This window comes from Parvularcula maris, from assembly GCF_024505085.1.
Taxonomy (GTDB): domain Bacteria; phylum Pseudomonadota; class Alphaproteobacteria; order Caulobacterales; family Parvularculaceae; genus Parvularcula; species Parvularcula maris.
Genome location: NZ_JANIBC010000001.1, coordinates 57,070 through 72,047, shown reverse-complemented (window position 1 = coordinate 72,047; position 14,978 = coordinate 57,070). Strand labels below are relative to the sequence as shown.

At 63.5% G+C, this 14,978-nt stretch carries 16 protein-coding genes; 10 read left to right on the top strand and 6 right to left on the bottom strand.

Features of this window, described 5'->3' with window-relative positions:
• The first annotated feature begins 24 nt into the window (after nucleotides 1-24).
• The gene (locus NOG11_RS00340) at nucleotides 25-861 is read left to right on the top strand and encodes an ExeA family protein (protein WP_256617630.1); all 837 of its coding nucleotides are present in this window, start codon (nucleotides 25-27) and stop codon (nucleotides 859-861) included.
• A gap of 3 nt (nucleotides 862-864) precedes the next feature.
• Here NOG11_RS00340 and dnaQ read toward each other — a convergent pair whose 3' ends face one another.
• Genes dnaQ through NOG11_RS00315 form a run of 5 tightly spaced genes read right to left on the bottom strand, consistent with a single transcriptional unit; the run spans nucleotide 865 to nucleotide 4,464 of the window.
• Nucleotides 865-1,563 carry a DNA polymerase III subunit epsilon gene (gene dnaQ / locus NOG11_RS00335; protein WP_256617629.1) on the bottom strand — a complete coding sequence of 233 codons (699 nt, stop codon included), beginning with the start codon at nucleotides 1,561-1,563 and terminating at the stop codon, nucleotides 865-867.
• Between the two features lie 27 nt (nucleotides 1,564-1,590).
• On the bottom strand, nucleotides 1,591-2,187 hold the full coding sequence (coaE, locus tag NOG11_RS00330) for a dephospho-CoA kinase (RefSeq protein WP_256617628.1): 597 nt from the start codon (nucleotides 2,185-2,187) through the stop codon (nucleotides 1,591-1,593).
• Nucleotides 2,184-3,017 (bottom strand): shikimate dehydrogenase, encoded by an 834-nt coding sequence (gene aroE, locus NOG11_RS00325; protein ID WP_256617627.1) that lies wholly within the window; start codon nucleotides 3,015-3,017, stop codon nucleotides 2,184-2,186. The genes coaE and aroE overlap by 4 nt, the downstream gene beginning before the upstream one ends.
• The gene (locus NOG11_RS00320; RefSeq protein WP_256617626.1) at nucleotides 3,011-3,604 is read right to left on the bottom strand and encodes a Maf family protein; all 594 of its coding nucleotides are present in this window, start codon (nucleotides 3,602-3,604) and stop codon (nucleotides 3,011-3,013) included. The genes aroE and NOG11_RS00320 overlap by 7 nt, the downstream gene beginning before the upstream one ends.
• Nucleotides 3,601-4,464 carry a pyruvate, water dikinase regulatory protein gene (locus tag NOG11_RS00315; RefSeq protein WP_256617625.1) on the bottom strand — a complete coding sequence of 288 codons (864 nt, stop codon included), beginning with the start codon at nucleotides 4,462-4,464 and terminating at the stop codon, nucleotides 3,601-3,603. Before NOG11_RS00315 ends, NOG11_RS00320 begins: the two co-directional genes overlap by 4 nt.
• Before the next feature lie 296 nt (nucleotides 4,465-4,760).
• Between NOG11_RS00315 and hemE the strand changes: the two genes are divergently transcribed.
• From hemE to NOG11_RS00300, 3 genes are all read left to right on the top strand, one after another.
• Nucleotides 4,761-5,807 carry a uroporphyrinogen decarboxylase gene (gene hemE, locus NOG11_RS00310; protein WP_256617624.1) on the top strand — a complete coding sequence of 349 codons (1,047 nt, stop codon included), beginning with the start codon at nucleotides 4,761-4,763 and terminating at the stop codon, nucleotides 5,805-5,807.
• 161 nt (nucleotides 5,808-5,968) lie between these two features.
• Complete coding sequence (hemJ, locus tag NOG11_RS00305; protein WP_256617623.1) at nucleotides 5,969-6,418, top strand: protoporphyrinogen oxidase HemJ; 450 nt, start codon at nucleotides 5,969-5,971, stop codon at nucleotides 6,416-6,418.
• A 78-nt stretch (nucleotides 6,419-6,496) separates the two neighbouring features.
• On the top strand, nucleotides 6,497-8,536 hold the full coding sequence (locus NOG11_RS00300; RefSeq protein ID WP_256617622.1) for a S9 family peptidase: 2,040 nt from the start codon (nucleotides 6,497-6,499) through the stop codon (nucleotides 8,534-8,536).
• A 126-nt stretch (nucleotides 8,537-8,662) separates the two neighbouring features.
• On the opposite strand, the gene NOG11_RS00295 is transcribed toward NOG11_RS00300, so the two are convergent.
• Nucleotides 8,663-8,785 carry a hypothetical protein gene (locus NOG11_RS00295; RefSeq protein WP_256617621.1) on the bottom strand — a complete coding sequence of 41 codons (123 nt, stop codon included), beginning with the start codon at nucleotides 8,783-8,785 and terminating at the stop codon, nucleotides 8,663-8,665.
• Between the two features lie 56 nt (nucleotides 8,786-8,841).
• On the opposite strand from NOG11_RS00295, the gene rho reads away from it, so the two are divergent.
• The 6 genes from rho to NOG11_RS00265 are packed head-to-tail and all read left to right on the top strand — an operon-like array spanning nucleotide 8,842 to nucleotide 14,978.
• Nucleotides 8,842-10,137 (top strand): transcription termination factor Rho, encoded by a 1,296-nt coding sequence (gene rho / locus NOG11_RS00290; RefSeq protein WP_256617620.1) that lies wholly within the window; start codon nucleotides 8,842-8,844, stop codon nucleotides 10,135-10,137.
• Nucleotides 10,138-10,191: 54 nt separating this feature from the next.
• Nucleotides 10,192-10,434 (top strand): DUF6489 family protein, encoded by a 243-nt coding sequence (locus NOG11_RS00285; protein ID WP_256617619.1) that lies wholly within the window; start codon nucleotides 10,192-10,194, stop codon nucleotides 10,432-10,434.
• A complete protein-coding gene (gene mnmE, locus NOG11_RS00280) occupies nucleotides 10,431-11,717 on the top strand; it encodes a tRNA uridine-5-carboxymethylaminomethyl(34) synthesis GTPase MnmE (protein ID WP_256617618.1) in 1,287 nt (428 codons plus the stop codon). Before NOG11_RS00285 ends, mnmE begins: the two co-directional genes overlap by 4 nt.
• Nucleotides 11,718-11,726: 9 nt before the next feature.
• The gene (mnmG, locus tag NOG11_RS00275; protein ID WP_256617617.1) at nucleotides 11,727-13,574 is read left to right on the top strand and encodes a tRNA uridine-5-carboxymethylaminomethyl(34) synthesis enzyme MnmG; all 1,848 of its coding nucleotides are present in this window, start codon (nucleotides 11,727-11,729) and stop codon (nucleotides 13,572-13,574) included.
• Nucleotides 13,567-14,196 (top strand): 16S rRNA (guanine(527)-N(7))-methyltransferase RsmG, encoded by a 630-nt coding sequence (rsmG, locus tag NOG11_RS00270; RefSeq protein WP_256617616.1) that lies wholly within the window; start codon nucleotides 13,567-13,569, stop codon nucleotides 14,194-14,196. The genes mnmG and rsmG overlap by 8 nt, the downstream gene beginning before the upstream one ends.
• Nucleotides 14,193-14,978: a ParA family protein gene (locus NOG11_RS00265; protein WP_256617615.1), complete on the top strand. Its 786-nt coding sequence runs from the start codon at nucleotides 14,193-14,195 to the stop codon at nucleotides 14,976-14,978. The genes rsmG and NOG11_RS00265 overlap by 4 nt, the downstream gene beginning before the upstream one ends.

The window sequence follows — 14,978 nt, the reverse complement described above, 5'->3', positions numbered from 1 at the left end:
GGTCGGAGCGGCAAGGGGTAGCGCATGTACGAGAAGCATTTCGGTCTGAAGAAGAAGCCCTTCGCCAGCCATCCCGAGCCGGACATGCTGTTCTGGTCGGACGGGCACAAGATGGCGCGCACCATGCTCGCCTACGGCCTCACCTCCGGCAACGGCGTGGTGGTGATCACCGGCGAGATCGGCTCGGGGAAAACCACCCTGCTGCACGACCTCGCCCGGCGTCACAAGGACGGTAACCGCTTCGGCGCCCTGACCGGCGACATCGGCTATAACGGCGATGTCGCGGCGTGGATCCTCTACGGTTTCGGGATCGAAGCGAAGGGGAGCCAGCCGAGCCAGTCCCTCTCGCAGCTCGACAAGTTCCTGGCCCAGAACCGCAATGCGGGGCGCAAGGCCGTCCTCTTCATCGACGAGGCGCAGCTTCTCGAAGCCAAGCTTCTGGAGCGCATCCGCGTCCTGGCCGAGCGTCAGTCGGGCGGTCATCCGGTGCTGCAGATCGTTTTGTTCGGTCAGCCCGAGCTCGGCGCGCTTCTTAACATGCCCCAACTCGCCCAGTTCAGGCAGCGCGTGGTCAGCCATTACCACCTGCGCGCCTTCACCCGCGCCGAGACTAGCGACTACATCTCGTCTCGCCTGGCAGCGGCGGGGGGCAGCGGCGACCTCTTCACCGCCGAAGCCGTGGACCGCATCCACGACATGGCCTCGGGGATCCCGCGCCAGATCAACATCCTGGCCGACACCTCCCTAGTCTACGCTTTTGCGGCCAGCGCGAACGGCGTCGATGAGGACACGGTGAAGCGGGTCCTGAAGGACCGTGAGCAGCACGGCATCCTGAAGGTGGACCCGCCGAGCGGGCTCTAGCGGCTAGCCTGCGACCTTGGCCCAGATCGGCGTCTTGAGCTCACCGATGAAGGCAGCGTGGGCCTCCTTCTCCGCATCCGTCAGCCGAGGCGGCAGCTCCTTGCCGCGCTGCCTGGTCGGTGCCCCCGAACGCGCGGCACCCTGGCTTCCGCCGCGGCCGTCCGCGCCGAAGAGCGCGGTCTGGCGCCCGCCAGTCAGCTCGATGAACACCTTGGCCAGGAGCTCCGAGTCGAGAAGCGCGCCGTGGCCCTTCTCCTCCCGCTCCGCCTTGGAGATGCCGAAGCGCTGACAGAGCGCGTCGAGGGATGCGGGCGCACCGGGAAACTTGCGCCTGGCCAGCGGCACGGTATCGCGCACGCTGTTGGTCAGCTCCGGCATCCCCGCCAATGCCAGCTCGGCATTGATGAAGCCCATATCGAAGGGCGCGTTGTGGGCCACGAGCTCGGCATCGCCGATGAAGCGCAGGAAGGCCGGGCCGACGCTGTCCTCGTGGAAGCGGGGTTTGTCCCTTAGGAACTCCGTCGAGATCTGGTGCACCCGGTAGGCCTCGATCGGCACCTCGCGGTCGGGGTTCACATAGGTGTGGAAGGTCTCACCGGTGACGTTGCCGTCGATCATCTCGACCGCGCCGATCTCGATCAGGCGGTCGCCGTCCTGGGGGGAGAAGCCGGTGGTTTCGGTATCGAAGATGATCTGGCGCATACACCGTTCAGAGCCCTGTTCGCGCCGTCACGATAGCCGGTTCTTCTCCCGAAGGGCGAGCATGATCCGCCTTACTTCTTGCCTAGCTTCCTCGAGCCCCCGGTCGGTGCGGACGACGTAGTCGGCCAGCTTGAGCCGTTCGCTTTCGGGTAGCTGCCTCGCCAGGATGGCGCCTAGCTTCGCGTCGGTCATGCCGGGTCGGGCCAGCACACGCTCCTGCCTCACCTCCTCATCGGCGGTGACGACGACCACGACATCGAAGCGCTCCGCCTGCGACGTTTCGGCCAGGAGCGGGATGTCGAGGACAGCGACGTCGGCCCTCGCCTGGGCAAGAAACGCCTCCTGATCCTGCCGCACCAGCGGGTGGACGATGGCTTCGAGCTCGACCAGCGCCTCCTTGTTCCCCAGCACCTCTTTTCCCAGCGCGGCTCGGTCGACGCCCCCATCCTCACCGAGGACCCCCGGAAAACGCTCGCTCACCGGCCGGACAGCGGCCCCGCCCTCAGCATAAAGACGATGAACGGCGGCATCCGCGTCCCAGACCGCCGCGCCCTCCTCCTCGAACATGGCCAGCGTGGTGCTCTTCCCCATGCCGATGGAGCCGGTGAGGCCGCAGAGGATCACGACAGCTCGCGGGTGAGGATCTGCAGGATCTTCTCCGGCGAGGGCGGGCGAAGGCCGGTATAGGCCTTGAAGCTCGGGACCGCCTGGTAGACCAGCATGGTCAGCCCGTTGGCCGTGAAGAAGCCGAGCTTCTCCGCCTCCTGAAGAAGCTGCGTCCTGAGCGGCGCGTAGACGATGTCGACGACCAGCGCGCCGGGGTTGAGGCCGGAGAGGTCGACCTCCAAGGGCGGCTGCCCCTTCATCCCCAGGCTGGTCGTGTTGACCAGGATGTCCGCTCCTTGAACCTCGAGGTTGCGGTCCTCCCAGCGTACCGAGCGCACATGCTCGTCGAAGCGGTCGGCCAGGCGCTCCGCCTTCTGAAAGGTACGGTTGGTGACCACGATCTCCGGCAGACCCCAGAGGTCGAGGACAATCGGCCCTGCGGCCCCCCCGGCGCCCAGAACCACAGCCTTGCGCGCCCTGCCTTGCGTGGCCTGGTAGTGTACATACTGAGGATTGAGCCTCGAGCGGGCGAAGCCGCGGCGGTCGGTATTGTCGGCAATGATCTTGCCGTCGCGGAAGAGAAGCAGGTTCGCCGCCCCGATCTGCTCCACCTCCGGGTTGCGGTAGTCGGCGAGGTCGGCGGCGCGGGTCTTGTGCGGGATGGTGACGTTGAGGCCCTGCCAGCCTTCGGCCATCAGCCGGCGTACGGTCTCCTCGAAGCGGTCGGCTTCGCAGTGCACGGCCTCGTAGCGCCCAGCCATGCCCACCGCATCGAACCAGTGGTTGTAGATTCTGGGGCTCAGGCTCTGGGCAACCGGATCGCCGATCACCCCCGCTCGTATCACCACGCCAGCACTCCTTCCCGCCTAAGCACCGGCAAGAGTGAGAGAAGATCGAGACCGAGGATAGAGAAGTAATCCCCTTCGATGCGGTCAAAAAGACGCACCCCTGAGCTTTCCAGTCCGTATCCGCCGACCGTCCCGTAGATCCAGTCCGGCGCTTCGCTGAGATAGAGGTCGAGCTCCTGCTGCGTGAAATGCCGCATGGTCAGCTCCGCAGAAGATGAGGAGCGCTCGATCACCTCGCCCCCTCTCGCCGCGACCATCCCGCCTCGAAGAAAATGAGGCTTTCCGGCCATGGCCATCAGGCGGTCCCGCAGCTCCTCCCGGCTTTCGGGCTTGTCGTAGGCACGGCCTTCGAACTCCAGCACCTGGTCCGAGCCCACCACCACAGCATCACCAGAGGCTTGTTTGGCGACGTCGAGGCACTTGGCCTCCGCCAGCATAAGGGCCAGCTCGGCCGGATCGAGCCCAGGGTTGGCAGCTTTCAGCGCGGCCTCGTCCGTGTCCGGCCTGACCACCTCGAACGCAACGCCCGCGCCCTTGAGGATCGACCGCCGCGAGGCACTGCCCGAAGCCAGGATCAGCTTGGTCATCCCTCTCCTCCGCGGCGGATGGAGAGGAGGGTGAGGATCTTCGCCGCCGTCTCCTCCACCGAGCGCTTGGTGACGTCGATCACCGGCCACTCGTTGCGCACGAACATGCGCTTGGCGTTGCGGACCTCCTCGCGCACGCCGTCCGTGTCGGTATAGCTCTGCGCCCGGTCTTCCGAGCCGAGATTGGAGAGCCGCGAGGTCCTGATCTGCGACAGCCGGTCGGGGTTCGCCGTCAGCCCCACCACGAGGGGCCTTCGCAGGCTGTCGAGCTCGGGCGGCGGATCGACCCCCGGCACCAGGGGCACGTTCGCGGCGCGGATGCCTTTGTTGGCCAGATACATGCAGGTCGGCGTCTTCGAGGTGCGGCTCACCCCCACCAGCACCACGTCCGCCGCCTCAAGGTTCCAGGTGTTCTGGCCGTCATCATGGGCCAGGGTGAAGTCGATAGCACCGATCCTGCGGAAGTAGTCCTCGTCGAGCTCGTGCTGCATCCCGGCCTGGCTCGCCTGTTCGAGCCCCAGATAGTCGGCCAGCGCGTTAAGGATGGGGTCGAGGCAGGCGATCGCCGGGACCTGCAGTTCGGCGCATTTCACCTCGAGCCGCCGCCTCATGCCGGGGTCCACCACCGTATACATGACGAGGCCGGGCGACTGCTCGATCCTTGCCAAGACGCTGTCGAGCTGGGTGTGGTTCCTGACGAGGGACGCCACATGCTCGAGGGGTTTGGCCGAGGGAAACCGCGCAGCAACCGATTTCAGCAGCGTGCTGAGGGTCTCGCCGGTGGAGTCGGAGACGAGATGGACGTGGAAGAAGGTCCGGCGCTGCTGTTTCTGGTCGTTCGAGGAGGCGGGGGCGGCCATCGTTTACCGGTTGTTAGTAACTTGTCTGCCAGGAAGGGTAGTGCGCGTTGTCCCTGGGGTCATCCTCTTTTCTCGCAGTTTCTCCATGGTTTACACAGGGGAAAGGTTTTCCCGGCCCTACCTCGTTCTGACCGGCGCGGAATCCTGATAACTCGGACTCGACTCGGATAAGCCGTCCGGTCCGTCCGTGGGAAACTTCTGTCCAGAGTGTCCGCGCCCTTGTGAAAACTGTTGGCAAGTGCCCTAGCTCGGGCTTACCCACAGTTTCCCCCGGCAATAGACTCGGACTCAAGATTTTGGATTCTAGGATTTCTAAGGGCGATAAGCCCATCCTCTCGGTCCTACGTGGTAGGGCTCCGAAGAGACCCCCCATGTGGTTCATGCGCCAGGCGGGGCGCTACCTGCCGGAGTACCGGGCTGTCCGGGCGAAGCATCCCGACTTCGTCTCCTTCTGTCACTCCCCCGAAGACGCAGCCGAGGTGACGCTGCAGCCCATCCGCCGCTACGGTATGGACGCGGCCATCCTCTTTGCCGATATCCTTCTTATCCCCGGCGCGATGGGTCAGGAGGTGCGCTTCGTCAAAGGCGAGGGGCCGAGGCTCTCCCCCCTTCTCTCAGGCGAGCTGATGAAGAGCCTCACCGCCGAGGGCGCCGCCGAGAAGCTCTCCCCCGTCTATGAGACCGTCCGGCGGGTCCGCGCCGAGCTGGCTGGCGACAAGGCGCTGATCGGCTTCGCCGGCTCCCCCTGGACCGTGGCCACCTACATGATCAACGGCCAGGGCACCAAGGACCCCTCCTCCGCCCGACAGCTCCTCTTCCGCGAGCCGAAGCTGGTGGACGATCTCACCGCCATGCTGGTGGACGCCACCGCCGAGTACCTGATCGCCCAAGCCGAGGCAGGCGCCGACGCTCTCAAGCTCTTCGATAGCTGGGCGGGGGGGCTGTCCGAAGACCTCTTCGACCGCCTCTGCTTAGAGCCCAACCGCGAGATCGCCCGGCGGGTGCGGAAGAAGGTGGACGTCCCCATCCTCTACTTCCCCAAGGGCTGCGGCGCGCTCTACGAGAAGGTGGCGAAGGATGGCGGCTTCGACGCCCTCGCCCTCGATACGCAAACCCCCTACGCCTGGGCGAGGGAACGGCTCGCGCCCCACGCAGTGCTCCAGGGCGGCCTCGACCCCCTCCTCGTGGTCCAGGGCGGCAGGCCGATGCGGGAGGCGGCGGAGCGTATCGTCGAGGCCTATGAAGGCACCCCCTACATCTTCAATTTGGGGCATGGTTTCGTTCCCGAAACACCGCCCGAGCATGTCGCGGAGCTGGTGAAGGTGGTTCGGGGAGAGGTCTAGGCTCCTCCGTCATCCCGGCCGAAGAGCCGGGATCCATGGACCTTCTGGTTCAAAAATGTGCAGGCGTCCGGTCCATGGGTCCCGGATAAGCCTAACGGCTTTCCGGGATGACGGCGCAGCTCGTCTAGCCCCGGCCCGCGCTTCACTCTAAGGCGCCCATCATGGCTCTCCTCACCACCCTCTACCCCTGGTTCAAGATCGCCCACATCCTCAGCTTCACGGCCTGGATGGCGGGGATGCTCTACCTGCCGCGGCTCTTCGTCTACCACCACGGGGCGGAAGCGGGCGGCGAGGCGGCGCGGACCTTCACGGTGATGGAGGAGAAGCTCCTGAGGCTCATCATGAACCCGGCCATGATCGCCACCTGGCTGTTCGGGCTTCTCCTGGTCGCAGGGCCTTACGGCTGGCACGATGACGGCTGGTTCCTCATCAAGTTCGTCGCGGTCATCCTGATGTCCGGCGTTCACGGCTTCTACGCCGCCTCGCGCAAGAAGTTCGCTGCTGGGGAGAAGCCGCGCACGGCGAAGTTCTGGCGCATGATCAACGAGGTGCCCTTCCTCCTTCTCGCCATCATCGTGGCGATGGTGATCCTCAAGCCGCTGGTGAACTAGAGCTCGCTGCCTTTCCTCCTTCGGACTGCCCCCACCCATGCGCTACGGCCTGCTCCGAGCGCATGAACGGAGGAGCGAATGATCAAGACGTGTGGATGGATGGCCGCGAGCGGGGTGCTGCTCGCCAGTGCGGCTTTTGCCCAGGACGAAGACCAGCCCCGTTTCACCATGGAGACGGTCTTCGAGCTGGAGGTCGCCTCGGATCCGCAGATCAGTCCGGATGGCAACACCGTCGTCTATGTCCGCCGGGCCATGGATATCGAGAAGGACCGGCTGACCTCGGCGCTCTGGCTCTACGATCTGGAGGGCGACGAGCACCGTCCGCTTCTCTCCGGCGACAGCATGGGCTCGAGCCCGCGCTGGTCGCCCGACGGCTCCCGCATCGCGTTCCTGTCGAGCCGCGAAGGCGGCAAGCCCGATCTCAAGGTCCATATCCTCGAGGACGACCGGACCTACTCCGTGGCCAAGCTGCAGGAGGGGGCCTCGACCCCGGTCTGGTCGCCGGAGGGAGACAGGATCGCCTTCTCCATGCTGGTCCCGGACGGGCCTCAGCAGCTGATCACCCTGCCCAAGAAGCCCGAGGGCGCCGAGTGGGCCGACCCCATCGAGGTCTATACCGACCTCACCTTCAGGGCGGACGGGATGGGCTATCTGACGCCTGGCGAGCGCCACCTCTTCGTCGTGCCACTCGATGGCGGCACGCCCAAGCAGGTCTCGCAGCTCGAAGGCGGAGCTTACGGCCCGGTCTGGCTCGATGAGGACACGCTTCTCGGTATCGGCAACGCCGATGAGGAGCGCGATTTGCAGCCCCAGATCGCCCGCCTCTACGCCTTCGAGCTGGAGGGCGGCGAGGCCGAGGCTTTGACCGGGACGAACGGCGCCGTGGGCTCGGCGGCGGTGACCCCGCGCGGGCGGATCGCCTACACCTTCACCCCCGACGGCGACGAGAACTATCAGCAGACAGAGCTCTACGTCATGGGCGCGGACGGCTCGAACAGGACGAACCTGACCGAGGAGTACGACCGCTCGGTGGGCTCCGTCGTTCCGCAGAGAAACGGTTTCCTCGCTTTGGCTGACGACCGGGGCATCACGCGCCTCATCCGCATCAAGGAGGACGGCGATATCGAGACCCTGACCGACGAGGTCGGAAACGAGGGTATGGGCCGCCCCTACTCGTCCGGCAGCTACTCGGTATCCAATGAGGGGACCGTGGCCTTCACCCACCGCAAGACCAACCGTCCGGCGGACCTCGCCGTGATGAAGCGCGGCAATGTGGAGGTGCTGACCCGGCTCAACGAGGATGCTCTCGGTGGTCTCGCCATGCCGACGATGGAGAAGGTCTCGGTGCCCTCCTCGGTCGGTGACTACGAGATCGACGCCTGGATCGCGCTGCCCCCCGGCTTCGAAGCGGACGGCTCCTACCCTCTCCTCCTGGAGATACACGGCGGCCCCCACACCATGTATGGCGATTTCTGGTCGACAGAGATCCAGCGCTACGCCGCCGAGGGCTATGTCACCGTCTGGACCAACCCCCGCGGATCGACAGGCTACGGCGCCGAGTTCGCCCAGGAGATCGACCTCGCCTATCCGGGTAAGGACTATGATGACCTCATCAGTGTCGTCGACCACCTCATCGAGGAGGACTATGTCAGCAAGGACCGGCTCTTCGTCACCGGCGGCTCCGGCGGCGGCGTGTTGACCGCATGGATCGTAGGCAACACGGACCGCTTCGCGGCGGCCGCCTCGATCAAGCCGGTGATCAACTGGACCTCCGAAGTTCTCTCGGCGGACCTCTCCGCCTACGGCGCGTTCGAGTGGCTGAAGGAGATGCCGTGGGAGAACCAGGAGCTCTACTGGTCGCTCTCGCCGCTGTCGAAAGTCGGCAATGTCACCACCCCGACTATGCTGATGGCGGGGACCGAGGACTGGCGCACGCCGAAATGGGAGGCGGAGCAGTTCTACACCGCCCTCAAGCTCCAGGGCGTCGACACCATGATGATCCACGTCCCCGGCGCCAGCCACTATATCGCCAACCGCCCAAGCCAACTCCTCGCCAAGACCGAAGCCATCATGGCCTGGTTCGAGCGCTACGATCCCGAGGCGGAGGACGGGGAGTAGATCGTCTGCTGATCTCCTCGCGTTTCCTCTAAGACGCTTCCCCACGGCTTGTCCGTGGGGCCCATCTCCCTGAACTTATCAATATCGCAAAGCGCCGGAGATGGGCACCACGGTCTCCGGCTGCGCCTACGCCGTGGTGAGGCGCAGGGGGATGCAGGTGTCTCCCCCTGTCCCCGGCTTGACGCGCGCCCCCTCCCCCCCTACCTCAGCGTCAGACCGGCGGCAGTCCTTGCCGCTGATGGTTCCCACGCACAGTTCCTATCGCGGCGCAGCTTTGCCGCCGCCCCTGCCCGCTGGATACGCCCATGATCCCCGACCGCATCACCCTTGACGAGCTCAAGGAGAAGACGCCCCAGGACCTCGTCAGCTTCGCCGAGGAAGTGGGCGTCGAGAACGCCTCCGCCCTGCGCAAGCAAGATCTCCTCTTCGCCATCCTGCGCGAGCTGGCCGACGAGGAAGTCGAGATCATGGGCTCGGGGGTCCTCGAGATCCTGCCCGACGGCTTCGGCTTCCTTCGCTCGGCGGACGCCAACTACCTCGCTGGTCCCGACGACATCTACGTCTCGCCGCAGATGATCCGGAAGCACACGCTCAAAACCGGCGATACGGTCTCCGGCGAGATCAGGAGCCCTAAGGAGGGCGAGCGCTACTTCGCCCTTACCAGCCTCGACGAGATCAACTTCGAGGAGCCCGAGAAGGCCCGCCTCAAGGTCCATTTCGACAACCTCACCCCCCTCTACCCTGAGGAGCGCCTCCATATGGAGGTGATCACCGAGGAGAGCCTCGGGGGTAAGGGTAAGGAGAAGAAGGACCTCTCCAATCGGGTGATCGACATCGTCGCCCCCATCGGCAAGGGTCAGCGCTCGCTCATCGTGGCGCCGCCGAGGACCGGTAAGACCGTCCTTCTGCAGAACATCGCCCATGCCATCACGGCCAACCACCCTGAGTGCTACCTCATCGTGCTGCTCATCGACGAGCGGCCCGAAGAGGTCACCGACATGCAGCGCTCGGTGCGCGGCGAGGTGGTCAGCTCCACCTTTGACGAGCCGGCCACCCGCCACGTGCAAGTCTCTGAAATGGTGATCGAAAAGGCCAAACGACTGGTCGAGCATGGGCGCGACGTGGTGATCCTCCTCGACTCGATCACACGCCTAGGGCGTGCTTACAACGCTACGGTGCCGAGCTCGGGCAAAGTGCTGACCGGCGGCGTCGACGCCAATGCCCTCCAGCGGCCCAAGCGCTTCTTCGGCGCGGCCCGGAACATCGAAGAAGGCGGCTCACTGACGATCATCGCCACCGCCCTCATTGATACCGGCTCACGCATGGACGAGGTGGTGTTCGAAGAGTTCAAGGGCACCGGCAACTCCGAGATCGTCCTCGACCGGAAAGTCGCCGACAAGCGCGTCTTCCCCGCCATCGACATCGCCAAGTCCGGCACCAGGAACGAGGACCGGCTCATTCCGAAGGACGAGCTCGCCAAGATCTTCGTTCTGCGCCGTATCCTCTCGCCGATGAACCCGCAGGATTCCATCGACTTCCTCTTGGAAAAGTTGCGTCAGGTGCGTTCGAACAAGGACTTCTTCGACTCCATGAACACCTAGGTAGCGGGTGGGCCGCTTCTTGACTTCTGACGGGGAAGGGTTTCAGCCCTTCCCATGAAGATCACCATCGACATCGACTGCACACCGGCCGAGGCGCGGGCCTTTATGGGCCTGCCGGACCTTTCAGGGGTCAACAAGGTCGTGACCACTTCTCTCGAAGAGAAGATGAAGGAGCAGATCGACACGATCTCCGATCCGGTGAAGTTCTGGGAGCGGGCCATCATGTCCGGCGGTCAGTCCATGGAGGCGTTCCAGGCTGCCTTCGCCAAGGCCGCCAGCGCGTCCGACAAGGGTTGAGACCGACCATTTTCGCCAAAGCGTCCGGTGCAGGACGCGCCGGAGTGGCGGTCTACCGCATCTCGGGACCTGAAGCCGGACGGATTCTCACAGCCTTGACCGGCAAGCCCGGCAAGCCCCGTATGACCAGGCGCGTTGCCGTCCGCCGCAGCGACGGCTCGCTCATCGACGACGGTCTCGCCCTCTGGTTTCCCGGCCCGCACAGCTTCACCGGTGAGGATGTGGCAGAGCTCCAGCTCCACGGTTCGCTAGCCGTCGAGGAGCAGCTCAGCTCGGCGATCGCCGAGCTAGGCGGTGTCCCAGCTCAGCCAGGAGCCTTCACCTGGCGCGCCTTCGAGCACGGCAAGCTGGATCTTACCCAGGTCGAAGGTTTGGCGGACCTCCTCGAGGCTGATACTGCGCTTCAGCACCAGCAGGCGATGGCTGGCTACCGGGGTGCTCTTCGCGAGAAGGCGGAAGAGTGGCGCGGCCAACTGATCGCGGCCATGGCTCAGCTCGACGCCGCCGTTGATTTTCCTGACGAAGAGGACGTCCCGGAGCTGATCGAACAGCGCGCCCTGCCGATCGTTCGTGAGCTGACATCTTCCATCGCGCAGGTGGTCGAGGCAAGTCGTGCGGCGGAGAAGGTGGCAGAGGGGCTTTCCGTTGCGATTCTAGGTCCACCAAATGCCGGTAAATCCAGTCTTTTCAACGCGTTGATCCGTGATGAGCGCTCGATTGTGTCTCCTATCCCTGGAACGACGCGCGATGTGGTGTCGGCGACGGTGGAGCTTGGGGGCTTGCGGGTCACCTTTCACGATCTCGCCGGCATCAGGGAAGAGACGGAGGACATGATCGAAGCCGAAGGCATCAGCCGCGCCAAGAAGCTTGCAGATCAAGCTGACTTGCGGATCCTCTGCACTCCTCTTGGAGGCTCGAAGGCAGCCTGGTTCGATCACTACGAACAGCCGGGCGACCTTTCGGTGATCACGAAGGACGACCAGCTCGATGCAGGCGGCGTGACGATCCAGGCTGAGGAGTCCATCGCTCGCCTACGTGATAGAACCGAGCAGATTCTTCTTTCTAAAGCCTCGCCTGGACTGGCTCCGACCCAGCGGCAACGGAGCCTGCTTCTCGCTGCTCTCAATCAGTTAGAGAGTTTTGAGGCTGCATCCCTTGCGGCACCTGAACTTGGGAGCGAAGTTCTTCGGGAGGCGACCGCACAATTAGAGTACCTTCTAGGAAGGGTTGCGCCGGACGAGGTGCTGGACGATATCTTTTCTAGTTTTTGTATCGGGAAATAGGTGTTTCACGTGAAACAGCGGACTGTGATCGTGGTAGGTGGCGGCCATGCAGGCGTGGAGGCGGCAGCTGCAGCTGCGCGTCGAGGTGCTAAAGTCTACCTCGTTACGATCGACAGCGGTAAGATCGGTGAGATGTCCTGCAACCCTGCGATTGGCGGGATCGGAAAAGGCCACCTAGTCCGAGAGATCGACGCTCTGGGTGGTCTGATGGCCAGAGCCATCGACAGATCCGGCATTCAGTTCCGGATGCTAAACGCCTCTCGAGGTCCAGCAGTCCGAGGTCCCCGCGCCCAGGCTGACCGCCAGCTCTACAAGCAGGCTATCAGTCATCTACTGGCCGATTACCAGGCTATTACCGTCGTGCAGGGCGAAGTTGCCGATCTTCAGCTGTCAGAGGGCCGGTGTGTGGGCGTCGTACTCGCCGATGGCGGCCAAATGGCTGCCGATGCTGTTGTCGTTACGACTGGGACTTTCCTGCGGGGCGTCATTCACCGAGGTGACGAGCGGTATGAAGCGGGACGTATTGGAGAGAGGCCATCCAACAAGCTCGGTCAGCGCCTGGAAGCTCTTCATCTACCCCTTGGACGGCTTAAAACAGGTACACCCCCCCGGTTGAGAAGGTCTTCCATCGACTGGGACAGCTTGGAACAGCAGCAGCCCGATCCTATTCCGGTTCCTTTCTCCTATATGACCAATAGGATCGAGGTCCCGCAGTTAGCCTGCGCGATTACAGAGACTAACGAACATACCCTGGCGGTTATCGGCGAGAGACTGACAGACTCCGCTGTCTATGGCGGCAAAACCACGGGTAAGGGGCCACGGTACTGCCCTTCGATCGAAGACAAGGTGGTTCGCTTTCCCCAGAAGACCAACCATCAGATCTTCCTCGAGCCGGAGGGTTTGACGAGCGATCTCGTCTACCCCAACGGCATCTCCAGCTCGCTTCCTACGGACGTTCAGGAGAGGTTCGTTAGAACCATCAAAGGGTTGGAGCAGGCTGAGATTGTCGAGCCTGGCTACGCCGTAGAGTACGACTATGTCGATCCCCGTTCCCTGACGTCATCGTTGGAAGTGGCGAGCCTTCCCGGTCTCTATCTGGCAGGGCAGATCAACGGAACCACCGGCTATGAAGAAGCGGCCGCTCAGGGTCTCATAGCGGGCGCTAACGCCGCAGAGCCTACTGATCCGGTAGTGATCGAGCGGCATCAGGGCTATATGGGTGTGCTTGTTGACGACCTTCGTACGAACGGTGCCTCTGAGCCCTATCGCATGTTCACCTCAAGATCGGAGTACAGGCTTTCCCTGCGTCCCGATAATGCTGACATTCGCCTGACTCCCGTCGGCATTGACTGGAAGTTGGTAGATGAGGAGAGAGCTCGCCTGTTTCACGTGAAACAGCAGCGATGGGAGCGATTTCTCGAAGAGAACGAAAGCACCACCCTCTCCCCGACAAAAGCTAAAGCTAATGGTTTTCAGGTAAAACTAGACGGTAAGCGGCGACGTGCCAGCGACCTTCTCGCTATTCCTGGCCATAGCTGGGAAGATGTGGCGAACAGCTTTCCTTTCCTCACGGACCTAGCTGACGATGAGAAAGCGCGGTTCGAGGCGTATTCTACATATGCAGGATTCCTGGACCGGCAGCAAAGCGATATCGAACTGCGTCGGAAGCACGCCCAAACGCCCATACCGGCGGGTTTTCCCTACGAGGAACTTCCAGGCTTGTCGGCTGAGCTGACAGAAAAACTCGTCAAAGCTCAGCCCGAAACCCTGGCAGCCGCAGAGAGGCTGGAAGGCATGACCCCTGCCGCCATGACCCTTATCGCCTTCCGTTTGAGCAGTTTGAACCGTGTTGCGTGATCTTGAGGGCTTTGCCGCCCTCCATAATGCGACCGATCGTCAGGTAGAGGCCCTACAGGTCTACGACGAGGAGCTGCTTTCCACCTCGGCCCACACCAACCTGATCGCTAGAAGCACGTTGGAAGACAGATGGAGCAGGCACTACCACGATAGTGCCCAGTTGCTGCCCCTTCTTCCCAAGGCACCCTACCGGCTATTGGACCTAGGCACGGGGGCAGGGTTCCCAGGGATGGTTCTTCGCATCCTCACCATGGAAGAAGAAGGTGCGCGCTACACTTTTTGCGACAGCGTCCAGAAAAAGGCTGCGTTTTTGTCGAGGGTCGCCGAAAAAGCGCAGCTTCCACTGGCGCGAATAGTACCAGCTCGCGCGGAACAGGCCTTCCGTGATGAGAGGTTCGATGTCATCACGGCACGCGCCGTGACCAATCTCACTGCTCTCCTCAGCCTGGCTGCCCCCCTTCTGGCAACTGAAGGAAGATTGATTGCGCCGAAGGGGCGACGTGCACAAGTAGAGCTGGACGCCGCTTCCGAAGACTGGTCATTTGATCTCGAGCGGCACGACAGCAAAACCGATGCCGAAGCCAGCATCTTGGTGCTACGCAATATCGAGGCCAGGCCATGAGCAGTCTGCGGGTACTAGCCGTCGCTAATCAAAAGGGCGGCGTCGGGAAGACCACGACGGCGATCAACCTCGCCACGGCTCTCGCAGCGGTTGGCGAAGAGGTCATCATCTTGGACTTGGATCCGCAGGGCAACGCGTCTACGGGTCTGGGCGTACCTCCCGGTGCGAGAGAGGGAACGACCTACGACGTTCTTCTCGGCGAACGCTCGCTAGCGGATGTCCTGAGCCCCACCTCGGTGCCGCGCCTTCGTGTCGCGCCGGCAGGGATGGAGCTGGCCGGGGTGGATATCGACCTTTTGGAGGACCCCAAGCGCCATTTCCGTCTGCGGGGCGCTCTAGATGATCTGGAGAAGGCCGAACCCTCCGTCAGCTACGTTCTGATCGACTGCCCGCCCTCCTTGGGCCTCCTCACCGTTGGCGCGATGACGGCTGCAGATGCGGTTCTCATTCCGCTGCAGTGCGAGTTCTTCGCCCTCGAAGGGCTGTCCCAGATCATGCGCACCATCGAGACAGTCCGTACACGGCTTAACCCTGAGCTCGAGCTTCAGGGGGTGGTGCTGACCATGTATGACAGGCGCAACAACCTGTCCGCTGACGTCGAGGCCGATGTGAGGGCGCATCTGGGCGACAAGGTCTACCGTACCGCGATCCCGCGCAATGTGCGCATCTCGGAGGCGCCGTCTCACGGCAAGCCGGCGCTTCTCTACGACCTCAAATGCGCCGGCAGTCAGGCCTACGTGCAGCTAGCCAGCGAAGTGATCGGCCGGGAGAGGGCAGCTTAG

What these genes read in the sequence shown, in the direction of transcription:
- NOG11_RS00340 (WP_256617630.1), top strand. Translation starts at nt 25, where the DNA reads ATGTACGAGAAGCATTTCGGTCTGAAGAAGAAGCCCTTCGCCAGCCAT.
- hemJ (WP_256617623.1), top strand. Translation starts at nt 5,969, where the DNA reads ATGGCTCTCCTCACCACCCTCTACCCCTGGTTCAAGATCGCCCACATC.
- dnaQ (WP_256617629.1), bottom strand. Translation starts at nt 1,563, where the DNA reads ATGCGCCAGATCATCTTCGATACCGAAACCACCGGCTTCTCCCCCCAG.
- rho (WP_256617620.1), top strand. Translation starts at nt 8,842, where the DNA reads ATGATCCCCGACCGCATCACCCTTGACGAGCTCAAGGAGAAGACGCCC.
- NOG11_RS00300 (WP_256617622.1), top strand. Translation starts at nt 6,497, where the DNA reads ATGATCAAGACGTGTGGATGGATGGCCGCGAGCGGGGTGCTGCTCGCC.
- NOG11_RS00285 (WP_256617619.1), top strand. Translation starts at nt 10,192, where the DNA reads ATGAAGATCACCATCGACATCGACTGCACACCGGCCGAGGCGCGGGCC.
- NOG11_RS00265 (WP_256617615.1), top strand. Translation starts at nt 14,193, where the DNA reads ATGAGCAGTCTGCGGGTACTAGCCGTCGCTAATCAAAAGGGCGGCGTC.
- NOG11_RS00315 (WP_256617625.1), bottom strand. Translation starts at nt 4,464, where the DNA reads ATGGCCGCCCCCGCCTCCTCGAACGACCAGAAACAGCAGCGCCGGACC.
- NOG11_RS00320 (WP_256617626.1), bottom strand. Translation starts at nt 3,604, where the DNA reads ATGACCAAGCTGATCCTGGCTTCGGGCAGTGCCTCGCGGCGGTCGATC.